We start from the raw sequence: 17803 nt of genomic DNA, 5'->3' as shown, positions 1-17803 counted from the left end.
TAGCATGAACATCATCAAACTATGCAACTGAGCTACAACAACGGTAATTTAATATCTCAATGGAAGTAATATTTGAAATTTTTAATAAAACCGGGCCGCCCTACTCGTCCTCTGGCACATAAACCATTAAGTCCTCTACCCTGCAATCAAAATACTTGCATAGCGCTTCTATAGCAGACGTTGTTGTTGAATGACGGCTAGCAGGATTTAACATTTTAGAAAGCGATGTTCTGTTTACACCTGTAGCAGCTGAAACCTCGGTTAAGGTTATTTTTCGTATTTCTTTTTTCTCTTTCTCGGCCACGAGTTCTTTAATTCTGAAAACAATCATAAAAAAACACCAAAAAATATCAAAAGTTCTTTGACAGAACAAAAAAGCATGGTTAACATGTTCCTCAAGAGAACTTTTGTTCTTTAATGGAACGGAGAATGCTATGTCTAATACGTTATTAAGCGCAAAAGAACTGGCTGAGCGGATTAAGTTTAGCCCAGTTTATATCAACAAGTCACTCAGAGATACGGTATTTTTAGAAGGGATCCACTACATTCGGCCATTTAACGGCCGCAAAATTCTTTATATCTGGGAAACGATAGAAGAAGCGATGTACCGCAGTTCAACGCGGAATCAGCTGTACATTCCAATGGCAAATGGGAGAATTTGTCATGGCTAGTATCGGCGTTCGCAATAATAAACTACTCATCGATTTTAGATATTGTGGTGTTCGTTGTAGAGAGCAGACAGAGCTGGATAACACTCCAGCTAATGTCAGAAAGCTAAATAAGCTTATTAATAACATTGATACAGACATGCGTTTGGAATGCTTTGTCTATCGTGACTATTTTCCTGGATCAACTAAAGCTGCTCAATTCAGTCGTAAGGATGACGAAGCGGCAAAAAGAAAAGCTGAAACCATGGCCAATTATCAACCCAGTATAGCCAAAGTTCCAGAGGTTCTTTTTGCTGAATTTTCAAAAGAATGGTTCGATGAAAACGCAGTGCGTTGGAAAAACAGCTATACCCAGACTATATCCTTTATTATCAAAAGCTACCTCAATACCGAATTCGGTGATGTACCGCTTAACCTGATCACAAAAGCAGCTATTTTGAAATTCCGAGCTCGAATTGCAAATACTCAAGAAGATGGTAAAAAACGCTCAGCTGATTTTGTTAATCATGTAATGACGCCACTAAGGATGATCCTTGCAGAAGCAGGAGATCGTTACGGCTTTCGCTCACCTTTTGAAAACATTAAACCTCTTCGTGTCGACAAAACTGACGTAGAACCATTTTCATTAGAAGAAGTAAAACTGATCCTTGAAGAAATTCGAGCTGATTTTCATGCATATTTTACCGTTCGGTTTTTTACTGGCATGCGAACATCAGAATGTGACGGTTTGAAATGGAAGTATGTTGATTTTCAACGAGAGCTTATTTTAATTCGTGAAACTAACGTCAACGGGGTAATCGAGACGACAAAGACAGTAGGATCATATCGCGAAATTAAAATGTCCTCTTTAGTCTTTCAAGCGTTAAAACAACAATTCGCTACCACCTCAAACAAAAGTGAGTTTGTATTTTGCACTAACAAGGGCACACCGCTGGATCATCGGAATGTGCGAGATCGCATTTGGAAGCCATTGCTAGAAAAACTCGGACTCACCTATCGACGCCCTTATCAAACTCGGCATACCGCTGCCACGTTATGGCTGGCAGCGGGTGAGTCTCCCGAGTGGATAGCTCGGCAAATGGGTCATACAACAACAAAGATGTTATTCGAAACATACAGTCGCTATGTGCCAAACCTTACTCGCCAAGATGGCAGTGCTTTTGAACGTTTATTAAACAATAACTTATGATAAAGGTGATTCAAATGAAAAACCCTGTAGCTACTATTAATCCATTAGTTGTGCACACAACCAGCTTATGTTTGGATATGATGTGTTCAAAAACTTTTCAACACTCGCAAGCTGAAGATATCTTAATGATGCAAAAAAGTGTGCAAACACTAATTTTTAACCGCTGCATTGATGATGGCTATTTTCTCGACAATTTAACCTGCGTGAGTATGGCACTTTCACATAAAGTGATTACGATGCTATTGAATCAACTTTTTAACCCGACAATCCCAAACCCAGATAAAATCATGCGAGATCTGCAGACCGTGTTGATTGTGATCTCAACACGGTCAAAAGCAACCTCTTCAGAAAGTCAACTTAACAAAGCTGAACTGATGAAGAATGACAAGCCGTTAAACATTACTAACAGTAATTTGAATAAGGGTAACTCTCGGCATCTTGATTAAGCCCAACGTTCTGATCTGCTTCGTTGTTATTTAATGGAGCGGATCAGGAAGTATCTGAAGTCTGTGATTTACTTAATTAAACACGATCAATATCAAACATTAAATCTGCCGATACCTCTCCCACAGTAAGACTCTCTAGATCTTTGATGCTCAGTTTTTTAGACTGTATAAGTTTTAATGGAAGTAAGCGTCCGGCGATCACAGGTTAGCGCTCTGATTTAAGTGTCCACTTAATTTTAGTGGACACTTGGTGTCTTAAATCGCGTCACCTGACTGTTTGGATAGATCGATATTCCAAGGTAACAACTCATCGACACGGTTGATGGGGTGATTGCCGATACGTTTGAGTACCGCTGTGAGATAGTCATTTGGATTGATGCCATTGAGTTTAGCGGTGCCGAGTATTGAGTACAGCACGGCAGCTCGCTCTCCTCCGGCAACTGAACCCGCAAACAGGTAATTTTTCCTACCCAAGGCAATCGGCCGCAATGAGCGCTCTGCACTGTTGTTATCTATCTCAGCATAACCGTTATCCACATAGGCAACCAACGCCTCCCACTGTTTCAGAGCATAATGAATAGCCTTGGATAACGGCGAGCCTTTCGATAAGGTACGCAGGGTTGTTTGCAACCACGCATGGAAGCGCTCAAGGATTGGCTTGGCGTTTGTGGCTCGGATGTGTTGTCGTTCATCCGGTGGTTGGCCGCGCACCTGCTTTTCAATCATATAGAGGGATTGGATAATCGCAATGGCTTCGTCGGCTAAAGGCGAAGGGCCGCTTTGAGTGATGTCATAGAACTTACGCCGCACGTGTGCCCAGCAACCATGTTGGGTGATTTGCCGTTGGTATAATTCGTTGTAACCGGCATAAGCATCGGCCTGCAGTGAGCCTCTGTAATCTTTTAAATGCGCCGCAGGATGAAGACTTCTTCGGTCTTCACTGTATTGCAGCCATACCGCAGGCGGTGTGCTATCTCCCCAGGGGCGACCATCGCGGACATAGGTCCAGTAACGACCCGTTTGAGTGCGACCTTTACCCGGTGATAGCGTCGGTGCGGTGGTGTCATCGGCATGCACGTGGTTGGCAGCTTTCACATGGCGTCCGATGGCATCAGCCAGTGGCGTGAGTAAGGCGCCAGTTTGTCCTACCCAGTCTGCCAGAGTAGAGCGTTCAACATCAATCCCTTCACGTTCCATCTGCTCAGCCTGGCGGTACAGCGGTTGATGGTCGAGGTATTTATCGACAATAACCTGTGTGAGCAACGCTGCACTGGCCAGTCCTTTTTTAATCACACGCTCAGGCGCTTGGCCTTGAACCAGTGTGTCGCAGAGCTGGCAGCTGAACTTTGGCCGCACAATGCGGATAACCCGGTAAGATGCCGGTACCACATCCAGCATTTCAGAGACATCATCACCGATATGGGTTAATTCGCCCTGACATCCCGGGCACTGGCAGGCGGCTTCAACACGCAGCTCTTCTCGCGGCAATTGTGCAGGCAGAGAAACGCGTCGACGTGGCGTCGCTTTGTCCTCTGTTGCTGGTGCAACTAGCTTAGGTAAGACACTGGTCTGCATCTCCAGCTCTTCAAGTTGTAATTCCAACTGATGAATTTGCTTGTCGAGATGCTCGGACGAACGCCCGAAGCGGGCACGTTTTAACACGGATAACTGGTGGCGTAACGAGGCAATAACGGTATCTTGTTGGGCAAGCGTTGACTGCAGTTGAAGGATAATTTCCTGCAACTGTTTCGGGTCATTGGGTAAGTTAGATGCCATCGTTTTCATGCGGTGCATGATAACATAAAATGGCATCTAACTCATTGATTAATTGTGCTTATGCAGCATTTTTTGGTGTGTTTTTTCTGGCAGGCGGGCGCCAGTCTAAGCCTTCCAGCAACAACGCCAATTCGGCCTGCGTTAAGTGCACTACACCGGTTTTTGCGGTGGGCCACACGAACCGCCCTTGCTCCAGGCGCTTGTAAAACAAACACAACCCCTGACCATCCCACCATAGCAGTTTAATCCGGTCCCCACGCCGCCCTCGAAACACAAACACATGCCCACTAAAAGGGTCTTTTTGAAGCACATGCTGCGCCATAGCCGCCAGACCATCGAAGCCCTTGCGCATATCGGTGTAACCGGCACACAGCCATACACGCAGTTCATGGGATAAGGTAATCATGACAACGCCGCCACCAATTGCTGCAACATACCCGGTGTTGCCTCATGCAATACCAGTTGATGACCACTGCGAAACGACACCGTTATGGCTGGTTTATGGAGCACCGGCACAGCTTCAATCGCACTGACACTGACAGGAAGGAATGGCGTGGGGGCAGCTGGCATATCCACTTCACCTTTAGCACGCCTGACCCACAAAGCCTTACCGACGTTAACTTCTCGCACCCAGCGAAACACCTGGTTGGTATTTACATCGTATTTGCGCGCCAATTCAGATACCGACAATACACGTTCTTTGGATTCCTGAACGAGCTGCCATTTAAACTCGGGCGAAAAGGCCCTACGTACATCGGATTGTTTTAATACGGGCATTCATAACTCTCACGGTTGAAAACGGTGACAGGTATGATGCGTGATCAGTCAGCAAATAAAAGATGTGTTCACCGGACGCTTACCGTCTATCAGAGCTTTTCGCGAAGCAATTACCTGACTTTTTACAAAAGCTGGAGTCAGAGAGTTTAATTAGTCTAACTTACTCCGACAGATACCTTAAATCGCCTTGGGCTGCCCTGCTTTGCAGTGCTTTTATTAAAGCTTTTATCAAAAACAATCATGCCAACATCAACATTAATACGCTTTGCAGTAACGCGAATCAGATGGGCAAGTTATTAAACCATGATTGGCAAATTCCAGATGAACAACAATATCTTCTAACAAACTTACTTACCCAAGAAGGTATGGAAAATACGATATCCATTAATTTAGTTGATTCAAACCGCGAATTGCCCCACTCCCGTGTATTAACGCTTGAATGGCGTGATGGAAGTAAAACACAGGTTATTTTAGACCAAGGTGTCGGGTATTGGCGTCCAAAAATGAAACACTACAACCAAATGGAACATGACTTTTATCTTGATCCACAAGGTCAGCTTGAAGAAATTCTTGCAAAAGCACCAGACGCAACTATGACACACAGCGCCAGTTGGCCGACTTATATAGTGCTTAAAAACATCCTGTAAGTAGAGCAGGCCTTAAGTTCAAATTTGGATTAACATCAATGACAAAATTAAAAAACGTCTTAAAAACCATGTTGCTTAAAAACATTTTTAATACGATTTGACGCTGAAAATAATTTCATGATGGATGCGTGTGGAGTTTATGAATGGCTAGTGAAAAATTAAACATGCAGATCAGGCTATTACGAACTGCTTTAAATTATAGCCAAGAAGAGCTAGCTAAAGCTGTTGGCGTTTCTGATGTAACAATTTCAAAGTGGGAAAGTGGACGCTCACCTAATAGTAAGCATATACCTTTACTAGCAAGAGCGTTAAAATGTAGCGAGACTGAATTGCTGCATGGTTGTAAACAACAAAATCCTCTCCCAGTAGAGTTTTCAATGAATAAAAAACCGATGTTCAGTGAACGATTGTTATCAAGGATGGCGATGCTTGAACTTAAGTCTAACGATGTAGCCAAGGCTATGCATGTTTCAAGAGGTACAGTATCACAATGGGTAAATGGTATTGCGAAACCTGGCGGTGAAAATGCGGCTCATCTTGCTATGATTCTAAGCTGTAACATCGCTTGGTTGATGAATGGAGATGGTTCAGTCGATGATGATGCCGCCATGTCAACTAGGCAAACGCACGAGTCAGTTCCACTTATTTTTATGGCAAGAGTTGGGTGAATGGTTAAACTATGGCTCTGAATTATCCATTAGGGAAAGAATACGCCACGCAACAACAGTTGGAAAACGGGCGTTTGCCCTCCGTATGCAAGGTGATAGCATGGTTAGGCCTTCAGGGTGTTGCATTCCTGATAATGCACTTATGATTGTTGATCCAGACACACATGCGGTTAATGGCAGTATCGTTGTAGTTTTGTCTGATAATCAAGTATCTGTTGCAGTTAAAGAATTAGTGTTAGATTGTGAGATAACGTACTTACGAGCGTTTAATACTGACTATCGCTTGCAAGTGCTACAAAGTAATACCGTGATTGTTGGTGTGATTAAGCAAGTTATCCAAAATATGTGATTTTTGCTCCTTTCAGATTCCTTACTTGAAAAATTATATTAAATAAAATCAATTGCTTGACCATCTGGCAGCCTCGTGTTTTAATTTTATTTGTTGAATCGCTTAGCTATTACAACAAGAGACATCACATTGTTTTCGTGCTTGGGCATTTGGCTCTAACCTCTCGCTCAGGCATCTATCATCGACTCAATTGAAGTAGGTTAAAACGTTCATGGACAGTATCGTTTTTTTCACTTGTGGGATTGTTGCCATGTCAACTTATACCGCGTTCTATCAAATATTTAAACAAAGGACGATGAACCCGGCTGTAGTTCCTGCATTTGTACTCAATCCAATTGGATTGTTAATTCTCCAGCTTTTTATGCTTTTCCCAACAATTTGCCTTTTTATTATCGGCTATTATGCTGTCTCGGAAGGCAGCTGGGTTTATCTATTGAACTATCTTTGGTTCGCATTTCCATATGCTTTAGTATTTAGACCTACCATAAGAAATGATTTGATAGCTGGTTTTCTCTTCGCGATGGCGCTCATTCCTTGCATGACCTGGTTGTGGCAAGTCTGGAAGTAAAAGCCACCTCCATATGATTGTGGCTTTGCGTTTGCCCCTGTAAGTGGGCTTAATTATTTTCAACACCCAGTCTTAGTTAACTTTATTTAAATTTAAATTCAAACAGCCGCCATTATACAGAGCTATGTGAAATTTTTCTAATTTCACCACAAAAACTTCTGTTGTGACCATCTTGTGACCACGCGCTCTTCATTGGCCGCTTCGATACCATGAAAAGATGACCACCCTATTGAGTGGTCACATTTTCATTTTACCCGTCAAAAATTCTGGTCACACTCAGGATATATTACATAATTTAGTGGCACCGTGAATTTCTCTCACCTAATTAGATATGTTACAAAGCACCTAGTAAGACGCAAGGTGAAATTAAGACAATTTACCCACTAAGTAATAGTAAGGCGCCCCTTCTTGGCAATAACAATACACCGGCAAACTGCTTAAACTTACATGCATAACACCGAGCTACCGGTTCTAACGCCTTATTGCGGTCATGAACGGTATGCCGTGGCACTATCGCCACCGGGTAAGTCTGGAAACGGCCTTACCTCCCCACTTGGAAAGGTGAATTATGTTAACTGACGCTTATGCGCGCCGCTTTAGTTATTTGCGGCTGTCTGTTACCGAAAGCTGCAATTTTCGCTGTAGCTACTGCCTGCCAGACGGCACTGACTGCACCTCTCGCAGCGGCGAGCTAACACTGCCAGAAATCCGCCGTTTAGTCACTGCCTTTGCCAAACTCGGTACCCGCAAGGTACGCATTACCGGCGGTGAGCCATCACTGCGTAAAGACTTAACCGAGATTATCGCTGCCTGCAAAGCCGTGCCCGGCATTGAAAAAGTGGCGCTAACCACTAACGGCTATCGTTTAAAGCGCGATGCGCTAGCCTGGCACGCTGCCGGGTTGGATGCTGTTAATGTCAGCGTCGACAGCTTAGATGCTGATACCTTTCATCTGGTGACCGGCCAAGACAAGCTTTTCGATATCTTAGATGGCATAGCGCACGCTAAAGCCATTGGTATTAAGCAAGTGAAAATTAATACCGTGCTGTTAAAGCAGCATAATGCCTTAGCGCTACCCGATTTTCTTAAGTTTATTCAGCAGCAGGATATCGCACTGCGTTTTATCGAGCTGATGCGCACCGGTGACAATGCCGGCTTTTATCAGCGCCAGCATTTAAGTGGTGAGAGTATTCAGAAACAATTGCTGGCTCAGGGCTGGCAGCTGAACGCCAAAGCCAAAACCGACGGCCCGGCGCTGGAGTATTCACACCCAGCTTATCAGGGCCGTATTGGCCTTATCATGCCCTACAGCAAAGACTTTTGCACCGATTGCAACCGGCTTAGGGTATCAAGCACTGGAGCCCTGTATTTATGCCTGTTTACCGACAGTTATCAGGACTTACGTAGCCTGCTGCAAAGCGATGACAGCACGCCCTTGATGAACTTTTTACAGCAAGCGGTGCAAGGCAAAGCCTTTAGCCACCAGCTAGCGCAGGATTACAGCGGCAGCACCCGGCATTTAGCCCAGATCGGTGGATAAAAGAGGCGATTAACATGAGCAGTAATAAGCCATTTAGCGCGCTGATTTTAGCCGGCGGCCAATCTAGCCGCATGGGTCAGGATAAAGCTCTGCTCAACATTAATGGCCAAAGCTTACTGGCACATATGCAGCAACTGGCCATCGATAGCGGTGCCACTGAGGTGCTTGTAAGCCGAAACCAGCCGGGCTTTATTAACGACACTGAGCATCAGGCCGGGCCTCTGGCTGGTATCTTAGCGGCGCTTGCGCACTGCACCACTTCGCAGCTGCTGATCCTGCCGGTTGATACACCGCTGTTAAGCGTTGCCAGCCTGCAGCAGCTGGTGCTAGGGGCCAATGGCGATGCCGCTTACTTTGCCAGTAGTCCACTGCCCTGCGTGTTGCCGTTAAGCCCGGTGCTAAGCGAGCTTATCAGAAAGCAATTACACAGCGGCCAACGCTCAGTACAAGCGCTGCTAAGAGAGCTGAATGCCACCGCCTTGGCAGCCCCGTCGGCTGAGTTATTAAATACCAATACGCCAGCAGACTGGCTGCACTATCTTTCATTAGTTAACAGCGGGAGCCTGTATGCCAAAGCCTGATTTAAACCGGTTTTATCCGCTTAAAATTGCCGTCCTGACCGTGTCGGATAGCCGCAATAGCAACAATGACAGCAGCGGCGAATTGTTAAGTCAGATGCTGTTAAGCGCCGACCATCAGCTGGTCGACCGGGCATTACTGCCCAATAACAAATACCAGCTGCGCGCTAAGCTAAGCCAGTGGATCGCAAGCGATAACATTCAGGTGGTATTGATTAATGGTGGTACCGGATTTCAGCACACTAACTGCACGGTAACTGCGTTAACTCCTTTGCTAGACACCGAGGTGCCAGGCTTTGGCGAGCTGTTTCGCCAATTATCGTTTAACGAGTTGGGCTCAGCCGCGCTGCAATCCGGCGCTCTGGCAGGCCTGGCGAATGGCACCTTAATTTTTGCTATGCCAGGCTCAGGAGGCGCCTGCCGGCTGGCGATGCAGCAGCTGATTTTACCGCAATTAGATAGCAAAACCGGACCCTGCAACTTTGTTGCCCATGTAAAAAACAGCCCGCTGAAAAGCTGTGGAGCTTAAGATGACAGCAACCCTTACCCATTTAGATCAAAGCGGCGCTGCGGCGATGGTCGATGTCAGTGCTAAGCCAAATACCAACAGGTTGGCCAGAGCCGGCGCTTTAGTGCAAACCACGCCACAAGTGATTGAATTAATTGCTCAGGCACTGCTGAAAAAAGGCGATGTACTGGCCACTGCTCGCATTGCCGGCATTATGGCAGCGAAAAAAACCAGCGAGCTGATCCCGCTGTGTCACCCACTGCTGCTTAGCAAAGTATCGGTCGATTTTCAATTGCTACCAGAGCAAGGCCAAATTCAGATCGAAAGCTGTTGTTTGCTAAGTGGTAGCACTGGCGTGGAGATGGAAGCACTGACCGCCGTCAGTGTCGCAGCCTTGACCATTTACGATATGTGCAAAGCAGTAGATAAGGCGATGGTTATCAGCGATATCCGCTTGCTAGAGAAAAACGGCGGTAAATCTGAGCATTATCTCTTGGAGGCAATATGATTAAAATTCTGTTTTTCGCCGCGCTTCGAGAACGGCTAGATTGCGAACAATACCTGCTTAGTTGCGATGGCAAAATGTTGCAGGTGGCCGACGTACTGCAGCAACTGCAAAGCCGTTGCCATAACTGGCAGCAGGAACTTAGCCGCACCGATTTGCTCTGCGCCGTAAACCAGCACCTGGTACCGTTAACGGCCAGCGTGCAGGATGGCGATGAGCTGGCGTTTTTCCCCCCGGTAACCGGCGGCTAGCAGGTGGTAAAGGATATGAGCATCTTTGTTGCAGTACAAAGCGATGATTTTTGTGTCGCCAGCGAATACGACGAGCTACGCCACCACTCAGCCTGTGGCGCTGTCGTCACCTTTAGCGGCCTGGTACGTGAGCTTAGTGACAACACCCTGCACAGCATGACGCTGGAACACTACCCCGGCATGACCGAGCAAGCCCTTATCGCTATTGCTAAGCAGGCACAAAGCCGCTGGCAGCTTGGCGCGGTGCATATTATTCACCGCGTTGGCACCCTAAAACCGAATGAGCAAATCGTGTTTGTCGGCATTGCCAGCGCGCATCGCGCCGCGGCCTTTGCCGCCTGCGAATTTATTATGGATTACCTGAAAAACCGCGCGCCGTTCTGGAAAAAAGAGCACACCGCCAGCGGTGATTACTGGGTTGCAGCCAAAGCAAGCGATCAGCAAGCGCTGGCGCGCTGGGAGTAACCTATGATCCGAAGAGTATTGCTGCTTTGCTTTGTCTGTGCCCTACCTGTTTATGCGAGCGAAAAGCTGACTATCGCAGCGGCATCAGACTTACGTTATGCGCTGGATGACATTATCATGCTATTTAAGCAACAGCAGCCAGCGGCAGACGTTCGGGTCATTTATGGCTCCAGTGGCAAAATCAGCACGCAAATCCGCCATGGCGCGCCCTATGATGTTTTTTTTCAGCCGATATTCAGTTTCCCGAGCAACTCTACGCTGAAGGCCATGCAGTCACTCAGCCACAGCTTTATGCCCTTGGCCGAATTGTGCTGTGGAGCCCGCAGCAAAATATGACGGGTATTGAACTGTCACAACTGACAACTATGCCCTTTCGCCGCCTCGCCATCGCCCAACCCGCCCATGCACCTTATGGCCAGCGCGCCAAAGAGGCGCTACAGGCTACCGGTGTCTGGTCTGCAGTAGAACCCAAATTGGTGTATGGCGAAAACATCGCCCAAACTGCGCAACTGGCGCAAAGCGGTGGCGCTGATATCGCTATTATTGCGCTGTCGCTGGCCAAGTTTCCCGAATTAGCAAAGCAAGGCTATCAACTTATTCCGGCAGAGCTGCATCAGGGGCTGACTCAGGCTTTTGTGATTACCCGCCATGGTGCGAATAACAGCAGCGCGCATCAGTTTACCACCTTTATGACCAGCAAAGATGTGCTTGCCATTATGCAAGGCTACGGCTTTGAACATCCTGCTAGTGAACAACAAGGCAGGCGGGAGTAACGCTATGCAGGAGCTTTTCGCTACCCTTAGCCCGCAAGATTGGCAAGCAATACAGCTGACATTAAAGCTATGTTTATACACCACCCTTATTTTATTACTACTGGGCACGCCGCTGGCCTGGTGGTTATCGCTGAGCCAGAGCAAACTGCGCACCGCTATTCAGGCGATAGTGGCGCTGCCGCTGGTATTACCGCCAACGGTGCTGGGGTTTTATTTATTATTGCTACTGGGGCCGCATGGCGCTGTCGGTGGCACGCTTGAACGCCTTGGTCTATCCCATCTGGCGTTTAGTTTTACAGGCATTTTAATCGGCTCGGTGATTTACTCGCTGCCCTTTACCGTGCAGCCGCTGCTGGAAAGTTTTCGCCGCATGGGGCCAAGGCCACTGGAAGTGGCCGCTACCTTAGGTGCCGGCAAGCTGGATCAGCTGTTTAGCGTGGTACTGCCGCTATGCCGCGGCGGTTTTATCATCGCCGCCACCTTAACCTTTGCTCATACGCTTGGCGAATTTGGCGTGATCTTAATGCTTGGCGGCAGCATCCCGGGTGAAACCCAGGTGCTATCGGTACTTATTTACGATCACACCGAAGCAATGAACTATGTTCAGGCGCAGCAGTTATCACTCGGCTTGTTAATCAGCGCCTTTGCAGTGCTGTTTATTGTCTATGGTTTAAACCGCCATTTTGAGCGCGAGGCTATTCTATGATGAGCCTATTTCATATCACAACGCGTCGGGACAAATCCTGGCTGGCAGCCGATCAGCACACGGCTTCATCAACCCCGCCTGCCCAGACAACTGCCAGTTTAACCCTGGCATTAACTATTCAGCGCGGTGACTTTACTCTGCAGCTAAATAACAGCCTGCCGTTACAGGGCGTAACGGCGCTATTTGGCCGCTCTGGCTGTGGCAAAACCACGATGCTGCGGGCTATTGCCGGCCTTGATCGCCATGCCAACGCTCAGGTACAGTTTGCTGATACAGTCTGGCAACAGGGCAATACTTTTGTGCCAGTGCATCAGCGCCGAATTGGGATGGTATTTCAGGAAAGCAGCTTATTACCGCATTTAACAGTTGAACAAAACCTGTTGTATGGCTTTAGCCGCTTAACTAAAGACACGGATATTGCTCTGCAACCAGAGCAGGTGATCCATCTGTTGGAGCTAACACCGTTATTACAGCAAGCACCAGAGCAACTTTCCGGCGGCCAGCGCCAGCGCGTGGCTCTCGGCCGAGCTTTACTCAGCCAGCCGCAATTACTGCTGCTGGATGAACCGTTGGCATCGTTGGATCAGCAAAGTCGCAGCGAGATTTTGCCGTTTTTACAACGTATCGCCAGCCAGACCGGTATTCCGATGCTGCTGGTCAGCCATCAGCTGGATGACGTGGTGAAATTAGCTGACCAGCTGGTGCTGATGCAACATGGCCACATTCACAGCCAAGGCCCACTGCCACAACAATTGCTGCAACCCGAATTAGCCGCCATCGGCGCTATGTCGCTGCTGCATGCCAAAAACCACGGCAGCACTGATCACCTGTTGCAGCTAAGTATCGGTCAGCAGCCTTTACAACTACCGGCGCCGCAGCATGGCGACACAGCAAGCTATTCCCCCACTTCATACCGTTTACGTATTCAGGCGCGCGATGTGGCGCTGAGCCTAACACCGCTTAGCTACAGCTCGGTCAGTAATCAATTGCAAGTCAGCATCAGCGGCTTTAACCCCGCCCCCCACCCGGCCGAAACCCTGGTGCACCTAACACTGGAAGGTCAGCCACTGCAAGCACTGTTAACTAAACAATCAGTGGAACGTTTGGGATTGCAGTTAGGCCAGCAGTTATATGCGCAAATAAAAGCCGTGGCGTTGGATTAATGACTTAACCTTTGTCCCAGAGTAAAAATCTGTATCTGGGCTCGTTAAACGGGATGAAATCAATTTAAGTGTGCAGACTATAAAGAGAGCTATGGCTGTTAGTTACGTCTCGCGACCTGAAAATGAATGTAAACGTTCGCAACGTCTGTCTATTAACGTTTTGTGGGTCATGTAGAGGAAGCACTACGAACAAAATGAAAGTAAGCAAAGGCTTGTTCGCGCCCGGCTGGTGTAAGGTGTTTTTCTGTTCGCTCTTCAACCAAAGTAAAGCCCTGCCCAAGCTGCGCACTAAGTATACTGGCATCGTATTGCACTATGGGCAAACCGCTGCATTGCTCAGGTCCACCAATAGCAAAGGATGCGATGATCAGGTGCCCATTAATTGCCAGTGCATGCTTCAGCGCACGAATATAGTTTTGCCTGTCTTCTATCTCTGTTAAAAAATGGAACACGGCGCGATCGTGCCACAATTCCACCTGCCGCTGAGGACGATAGGCCGTGACATCGGACTCTATCCATTTTACAGCAGCCGAGTTGCTCCCTAGCCGCTGCTGCGAAACGGCCAGCGCCGCCGCAGAAATATCCAACACGGTAACTTGGGAGTATCCTCGTTGAAGTAAGTGGTCGACCAAACCAGATGCGCCACCGCCAACGTCTATGATTGATGCAGACTTTTCAAAGTTGCAGCTGGTAATGAGCTCAAGGGACATAGCAGGCTCTGCCTGAAACCAGCTGACCGCGGTGGCATTTTTTTGCTGGTAGATGTTTTGCCAGTAGCTTTTTTTTCAAAGCTATTCAAGGGCGCCTCTCTTAATTTTAAAGTGTTAATTTTAGGTTTAGCACAAAATTAATTTCTATAAACCAAATTCGGATATTGGCACATAATTGAACTTGGCATCTAAGCAAAATGAAACATCCCAATTTGTCTAATATGCCTCCTTGCTGCATCCATACGCGTGGTTAAAAGCTCCAAACTAAATCAATACAATCTATCGGGCAGACGGCAATGCAGGTGGGTTTATCGAAGTAGCCAATGCATTCGGTACACAGCAGCGGGTCGACTTCATAGTGCTTGGCGCCCATGCTAATCGCCTCGTTCGGACACTCTGGCACACACATATCGCAATTAATACAGCTGACTTCAATTACGGCGGGCATGTTTAACATGCTGCATTAACGGCTAAATCACTGCTGGCGCTGGCCGCAACAGGCAGCTGTTTTAACAGCATGGCAAAGCGCAAATCAGTTTGCTGCGGTAACTTTACTTTAAGCTGATAACACGCGCCCGGTGCCAGTAAAATAGCGTTATTGTGCTTATCGCGCAGCGCCTGCAAAATAAAAATCTGGTTGCCGGCCGGTGTCATTAATACCAGGTTATCGCCGATGGCAAACTGGTTTTTTACCTCCAACAAAGCAAAGCCTTCGCTATCCTGCTCGCCAATAAACTCACCGACTAACAGCTGCTCGCCGACACTGTGGCTGGTGTCGTAGTTTTGCGTGTCCTGCGGTTTATGCCGGCGTAAAAATCCTTCGGTAAAGCCGCGGTTGGCCATACCGTCCAGCTCGCTAAGTAAATTAGGGTTAAAAGCTTTGCCTGCTGCCACATCATCAATCGCCTGGCGATACACCTGGGCAGTGCGCGCGACATAATACGACGATTTAGTGCGGCCCTCGATTTTCAGCGAATGCACGCCCATCGCCATTAACGCCGGTACATGCTCAATGGCACGTAAGTCTTTTGAATTAAGGATATAGGTGCCGTGCAAGTCTTCATCTATCGCCATCAGCTCACCAGGGCGGCCCTGCTCTTCTAACAACGCCGGCGTGCTTATCGGGGTAAACTGGCCTACCTCGTCCTCGCGCGCAGCATGCACCTGATACGGCCAGCGGCAACTGTTGGTGCAGGCACCCTGATTCGGGTCGCGCTTGTTAATATAGCCCGACAGCAAACAGCGGCCGGAGTAAGCCATACACAACGCACCATGCACAAAAACCTCCAGCTGCATATCAGGTACTTCGCGGCGGATTTCGGCGATTTCATCTACCGCCAGCTCACGCGATAAAATAACCCGCTCAACGCCCTGCGCCTGCCAGAACTTTACTGCCGCCCAGTTCACCGTATTGGCCTGCACCGATAAGTGCAGCGGCATCTGCGGGAAATGCTGTTTGAGCAAATACACCACGCCGGGATCTGACACAATCAGCGCATCCGGCTTTAACGCTACCACCTGCGCCATATCGGCGATAAAGCTTTTTAGCTTACTGTTATGCGGCGCAATATTGACCACCACATACAGCTTTTTGCTCAATGCATGGGCTTCGTTAATGCCCATTTCCAGCGTGGCTAAGTCAAACTCGTTGTTGCGCACTCTAAGGCTGTAACGCGGCTGGCCGGCATACACCGCATCGGCACCATAGGCAAAGGCCAGACGCAGTGCTTTTAAACTGCCGGCGGGTGAGAGTAATTCAGGTCTAAACATAACAAGGCCTCTGGCACGACATCACAACTATAAAAAAGGCGGCTAGTCTAACGCCGGCACAAAAACCGGCTTTGATCTGCCGCAAACCCGGAATTATTAACAGCTAGTCTGCGCCCACTGAGCGGCTTTAAAACCCTTAGCAAAATTATCCAAGCGCGCTGTGCGGCTGCCGGCTGGCAACATCACCTCTATCAGACTAAATCGCTGTTTACTGTCCAGCGCTAGCTGCAGTGCCTGGGTAAAGTCGGTTAAATTATTCACCTGCATACCGTGGCCACCCATGCTACGCGCCAAATCAGCATAGTGCCAGTTGGCCAGATTAGTGCAGCTGAGGCCGGGGGCAAAGGCTTCTATCATGTCCCAGCGCTGGTTATTAAACACCACTATCACCGGTGCAAAGCCATAGCGGGCAAAGTGGCCAAGCTCGAGCCCAGTCATTAAAAAAGCGCCATCGCCTACCAGTACCACCGGCCGTAAACCGGTAACTGCCTGCACGCCAAAGGCTGCCGGCACGGCGTAACCCATAGAAGCATAAAACGCCGGTGCCAGCATTAAACTGGGGTTGGCATGCAGGGAAGCAAACAGGCAATCGCCAATATCGGAAATAAGCGGCACAGTGTCATTGCGTACTGTTAACACGCGGTCTAAACATTTCACCAGGCTGCTGGCACTTAGCTGCTGCTCTTCCGCCACAGTTGCTGCAGTTGGCATGCTTTGCTGCGCAAAGGGCGTCAGTGCTTGCGTTATTAACGCTGCCAGTAATGGTTTTAACGCCAGCTGATGGTAGGTTGCAGGCCCCAGCCTGAGCTGATTCTGCTCGATGCAAACCACTTTATGTGCAGGGAAAAGCTCACTGTGGGCGGCAAAATTGCTGTCGGTTTTTATCACACCAATTTGCAAAATCAGGTCGGCATCGCGCAGCAGCTTTGCAGGACGAAGGTCGGTTTTATCGAGGAAAATACCGCCATAGAGCCGATGTTGCTGGTTAAAGCTGGCACGGCCCATTAGAGTGCTGACAAAAGGTATATTAAATTTATCGGCTAAGGCTTCAAGCTCGGCCACCGCATCAAAGCGGCGCACATCGACGCCGGCTATAATTACTGGCCGTTGCGCTTGCTTAAGCCGCGCGGCGACATCGGCTACGGCCAGCGCCAGTTCATCATGTGCTATCGCTTCTGGCTGATAAGGCCCAGCCAGCTCAGTGTGAAAGGCTACAGCATCACGCGGTATTTCCAGTAGTACCGGCCGGCTTTGCTGCTTCGCGGTCGCTAGCGCTGCGCGGATATCCTCGCCACAGCGTGCCGGGTTATCCAACCGGTACTGCGCTGCGGTGATTTCGCGGTAAATGTCACGCTGCGAGTCAACCGTTTTCGCCTGATGATGAATTTGCAGGCCGCGGTCAATCTCACTTTGGCTTGGAAATCCGGCAATCACCAGCAGCGGCACATGCTCAACATAGGCCTGGGCTACCGCATTCACAGCGTTTAATGCACCGGCACCGTAGGTTAGTATCACTACCGCCGGGTTATTACTAATGCGCGCGGCCGCATCGGCGGCAAACACCGCCGAGGGTTCATGGCTTAAATAATATAGCGGCAAACGGTTACGCTGCTGTAGCTGTTCAAAAAGCGGCAGCACAAAATCACCGGGAATACCAAATAACTGCTTAACACCAAACACGTCCAGTTCGTGCAATAAGGCATCGACCAATAGCATAACCACTCCAATTCTGCGTTTTATCACGCG

22 protein-coding genes, 2 pseudogenes and 1 riboswitch are annotated in these 17803 nt (G+C 48.3%); of the genes and pseudogenes, 16 read left to right on the top strand and 8 right to left on the bottom strand.

Annotation, left to right across the window (positions count from 1 at the left end):
* Nucleotides 1-100 precede the first annotated feature (100 nt).
* Complete coding sequence (locus ACUJFL_RS08010) at nt 101-331, bottom strand: helix-turn-helix domain-containing protein (protein WP_445426667.1); 231 nt, start codon at nt 329-331, stop codon at nt 101-103.
* A 103-nt stretch (nt 332-434) separates the two neighbouring features.
* Between ACUJFL_RS08010 and ACUJFL_RS08005 the strand changes: the two genes are divergently transcribed.
* From ACUJFL_RS08005 to ACUJFL_RS07995, 3 genes are read left to right on the top strand one after another with little or no spacing between them, the layout of a single operon-like run.
* Nucleotides 435-671 (top strand): hypothetical protein, encoded by a 237-nt coding sequence (locus ACUJFL_RS08005; RefSeq protein WP_445426666.1) that lies wholly within the window; start codon nt 435-437, stop codon nt 669-671.
* Nucleotides 664-1857, top strand: a complete 1194-nt coding sequence (locus tag ACUJFL_RS08000; RefSeq protein ID WP_445428935.1) for a tyrosine-type recombinase/integrase — start codon at nt 664-666, stop codon at nt 1855-1857. The genes ACUJFL_RS08005 and ACUJFL_RS08000 overlap by 8 nt, the downstream gene beginning before the upstream one ends.
* Nucleotides 1858-1871: 14 nt before the next feature.
* Complete coding sequence (locus ACUJFL_RS07995) at nt 1872-2303, top strand: hypothetical protein (protein ID WP_445428934.1); 432 nt, start codon at nt 1872-1874, stop codon at nt 2301-2303.
* Between the two features lie 255 nt (nt 2304-2558).
* On the opposite strand, the gene tnpC is transcribed toward ACUJFL_RS07995, so the two are convergent.
* From tnpC to ACUJFL_RS07980, 3 genes are read right to left on the bottom strand one after another with little or no spacing between them, the layout of a single operon-like run.
* Entirely contained in the window at nt 2559-4088 is a 1530-nt protein-coding gene (tnpC, locus tag ACUJFL_RS07990) for an IS66 family transposase (protein WP_445429068.1), read from the bottom strand.
* A 49-nt stretch (nt 4089-4137) separates the two neighbouring features.
* Complete coding sequence (tnpB, locus tag ACUJFL_RS07985) at nt 4138-4485, bottom strand: IS66 family insertion sequence element accessory protein TnpB (protein ID WP_445426471.1); 348 nt, start codon at nt 4483-4485, stop codon at nt 4138-4140.
* Complete coding sequence (locus ACUJFL_RS07980) at nt 4482-4856, bottom strand: transposase (RefSeq protein ID WP_445426663.1); 375 nt, start codon at nt 4854-4856, stop codon at nt 4482-4484. The genes tnpB and ACUJFL_RS07980 overlap by 4 nt, the downstream gene beginning before the upstream one ends.
* 62 nt (nt 4857-4918) lie before the next feature.
* On the opposite strand from ACUJFL_RS07980, the gene ACUJFL_RS07975 reads away from it, so the two are divergent.
* From ACUJFL_RS07975 to modC, 13 genes and pseudogenes are all read left to right on the top strand, one after another.
* A complete protein-coding gene (locus ACUJFL_RS07975) occupies nt 4919-5503 on the top strand; it encodes a hypothetical protein (RefSeq protein WP_445428933.1) in 585 nt (194 codons plus the stop codon).
* Between the two features lie 143 nt (nt 5504-5646).
* A complete protein-coding gene (locus ACUJFL_RS07970; RefSeq protein ID WP_445426661.1) occupies nt 5647-6171 on the top strand; it encodes a helix-turn-helix domain-containing protein in 525 nt (174 codons plus the stop codon).
* Nucleotides 6080-6520, top strand: a complete 441-nt coding sequence (locus ACUJFL_RS07965; RefSeq protein WP_445428932.1) for a LexA family protein — start codon at nt 6080-6082, stop codon at nt 6518-6520. Before ACUJFL_RS07970 ends, ACUJFL_RS07965 begins: the two co-directional genes overlap by 92 nt.
* A gap of 250 nt (nt 6521-6770) precedes the next feature.
* The gene (locus tag ACUJFL_RS07960; RefSeq protein WP_445426659.1) at nt 6771-7088 is read left to right on the top strand and encodes a hypothetical protein; all 318 of its coding nucleotides are present in this window, start codon (nt 6771-6773) and stop codon (nt 7086-7088) included.
* Between the two features lie 443 nt (nt 7089-7531).
* Nucleotides 7532-7668, top strand: a riboswitch (molybdenum cofactor riboswitch).
* Entirely contained in the window at nt 7657-8628 is a 972-nt protein-coding gene (gene moaA / locus ACUJFL_RS07955; protein ID WP_445426658.1) for a GTP 3',8-cyclase MoaA, read from the top strand. It overlaps the preceding riboswitch by 12 nt.
* Nucleotides 8629-8642: 14 nt before the next feature.
* Nucleotides 8643-9209, top strand: a complete 567-nt coding sequence (gene mobA / locus ACUJFL_RS07950; protein ID WP_445426657.1) for a molybdenum cofactor guanylyltransferase — start codon at nt 8643-8645, stop codon at nt 9207-9209.
* A complete protein-coding gene (locus ACUJFL_RS07945; RefSeq protein WP_445426656.1) occupies nt 9196-9735 on the top strand; it encodes a molybdenum cofactor synthesis domain-containing protein in 540 nt (179 codons plus the stop codon). The genes mobA and ACUJFL_RS07945 overlap by 14 nt, the downstream gene beginning before the upstream one ends.
* A 1-nt stretch (nt 9736) precedes the next feature.
* Nucleotides 9737-10222 carry a cyclic pyranopterin monophosphate synthase MoaC gene (moaC, locus tag ACUJFL_RS07940; RefSeq protein ID WP_445426655.1) on the top strand — a complete coding sequence of 162 codons (486 nt, stop codon included), beginning with the start codon at nt 9737-9739 and terminating at the stop codon, nt 10220-10222.
* Nucleotides 10219-10470 (top strand): MoaD/ThiS family protein, encoded by a 252-nt coding sequence (locus ACUJFL_RS07935; protein ID WP_445426654.1) that lies wholly within the window; start codon nt 10219-10221, stop codon nt 10468-10470. Before moaC ends, ACUJFL_RS07935 begins: the two co-directional genes overlap by 4 nt.
* Before the next feature lie 15 nt (nt 10471-10485).
* Nucleotides 10486-10935, top strand: a complete 450-nt coding sequence (gene moaE / locus ACUJFL_RS07930) for a molybdopterin synthase catalytic subunit MoaE (RefSeq protein ID WP_445428931.1) — start codon at nt 10486-10488, stop codon at nt 10933-10935.
* A 3-nt stretch (nt 10936-10938) separates the two neighbouring features.
* A pseudogene (gene modA, locus ACUJFL_RS07925) lies at nt 10939-11708 on the top strand (molybdate ABC transporter substrate-binding protein).
* A 4-nt stretch (nt 11709-11712) separates the two neighbouring features.
* Nucleotides 11713-12414 carry a molybdate ABC transporter permease subunit gene (gene modB / locus ACUJFL_RS07920; RefSeq protein WP_445426651.1) on the top strand — a complete coding sequence of 234 codons (702 nt, stop codon included), beginning with the start codon at nt 11713-11715 and terminating at the stop codon, nt 12412-12414.
* Nucleotides 12411-13577, top strand: a complete 1167-nt coding sequence (gene modC / locus ACUJFL_RS07915) for a molybdenum ABC transporter ATP-binding protein (RefSeq protein WP_445428930.1) — start codon at nt 12411-12413, stop codon at nt 13575-13577. Before modB ends, modC begins: the two co-directional genes overlap by 4 nt.
* Before the next feature lie 167 nt (nt 13578-13744).
* On the opposite strand, the gene ACUJFL_RS07910 is transcribed toward modC, so the two are convergent.
* The 4 genes and pseudogenes from ACUJFL_RS07910 to ACUJFL_RS07895 all read right to left on the bottom strand — a co-directional run bounded on the left by ACUJFL_RS07910 (nt 13745) and on the right by ACUJFL_RS07895 (nt 17773).
* Complete coding sequence (locus ACUJFL_RS07910) at nt 13745-14287, bottom strand: class I SAM-dependent methyltransferase (RefSeq protein WP_445428929.1); 543 nt, start codon at nt 14285-14287, stop codon at nt 13745-13747.
* A gap of 268 nt (nt 14288-14555) precedes the next feature.
* Nucleotides 14556-14735: pseudogene (locus tag ACUJFL_RS07905) on the bottom strand (YfhL family 4Fe-4S dicluster ferredoxin); the annotation flags it as partial.
* A gap of 2 nt (nt 14736-14737) precedes the next feature.
* Nucleotides 14738-16057, bottom strand: a complete 1320-nt coding sequence (trhP, locus tag ACUJFL_RS07900) for a prephenate-dependent tRNA uridine(34) hydroxylase TrhP (protein WP_445428928.1) — start codon at nt 16055-16057, stop codon at nt 14738-14740.
* Nucleotides 16058-16153: 96 nt separating this feature from the next.
* On the bottom strand, nt 16154-17773 hold the full coding sequence (locus ACUJFL_RS07895; RefSeq protein WP_445428927.1) for a thiamine pyrophosphate-binding protein: 1620 nt from the start codon (nt 17771-17773) through the stop codon (nt 16154-16156).
* Nucleotides 17774-17803: the final 30 nt, after the last annotated feature.

Source organism: Alishewanella sp. HL-SH05 (genome assembly GCF_052655985.1).
Note: the sequence above shows the minus strand (reverse complement) of the source record. Positions and strands in the feature narration are given on the sequence as shown.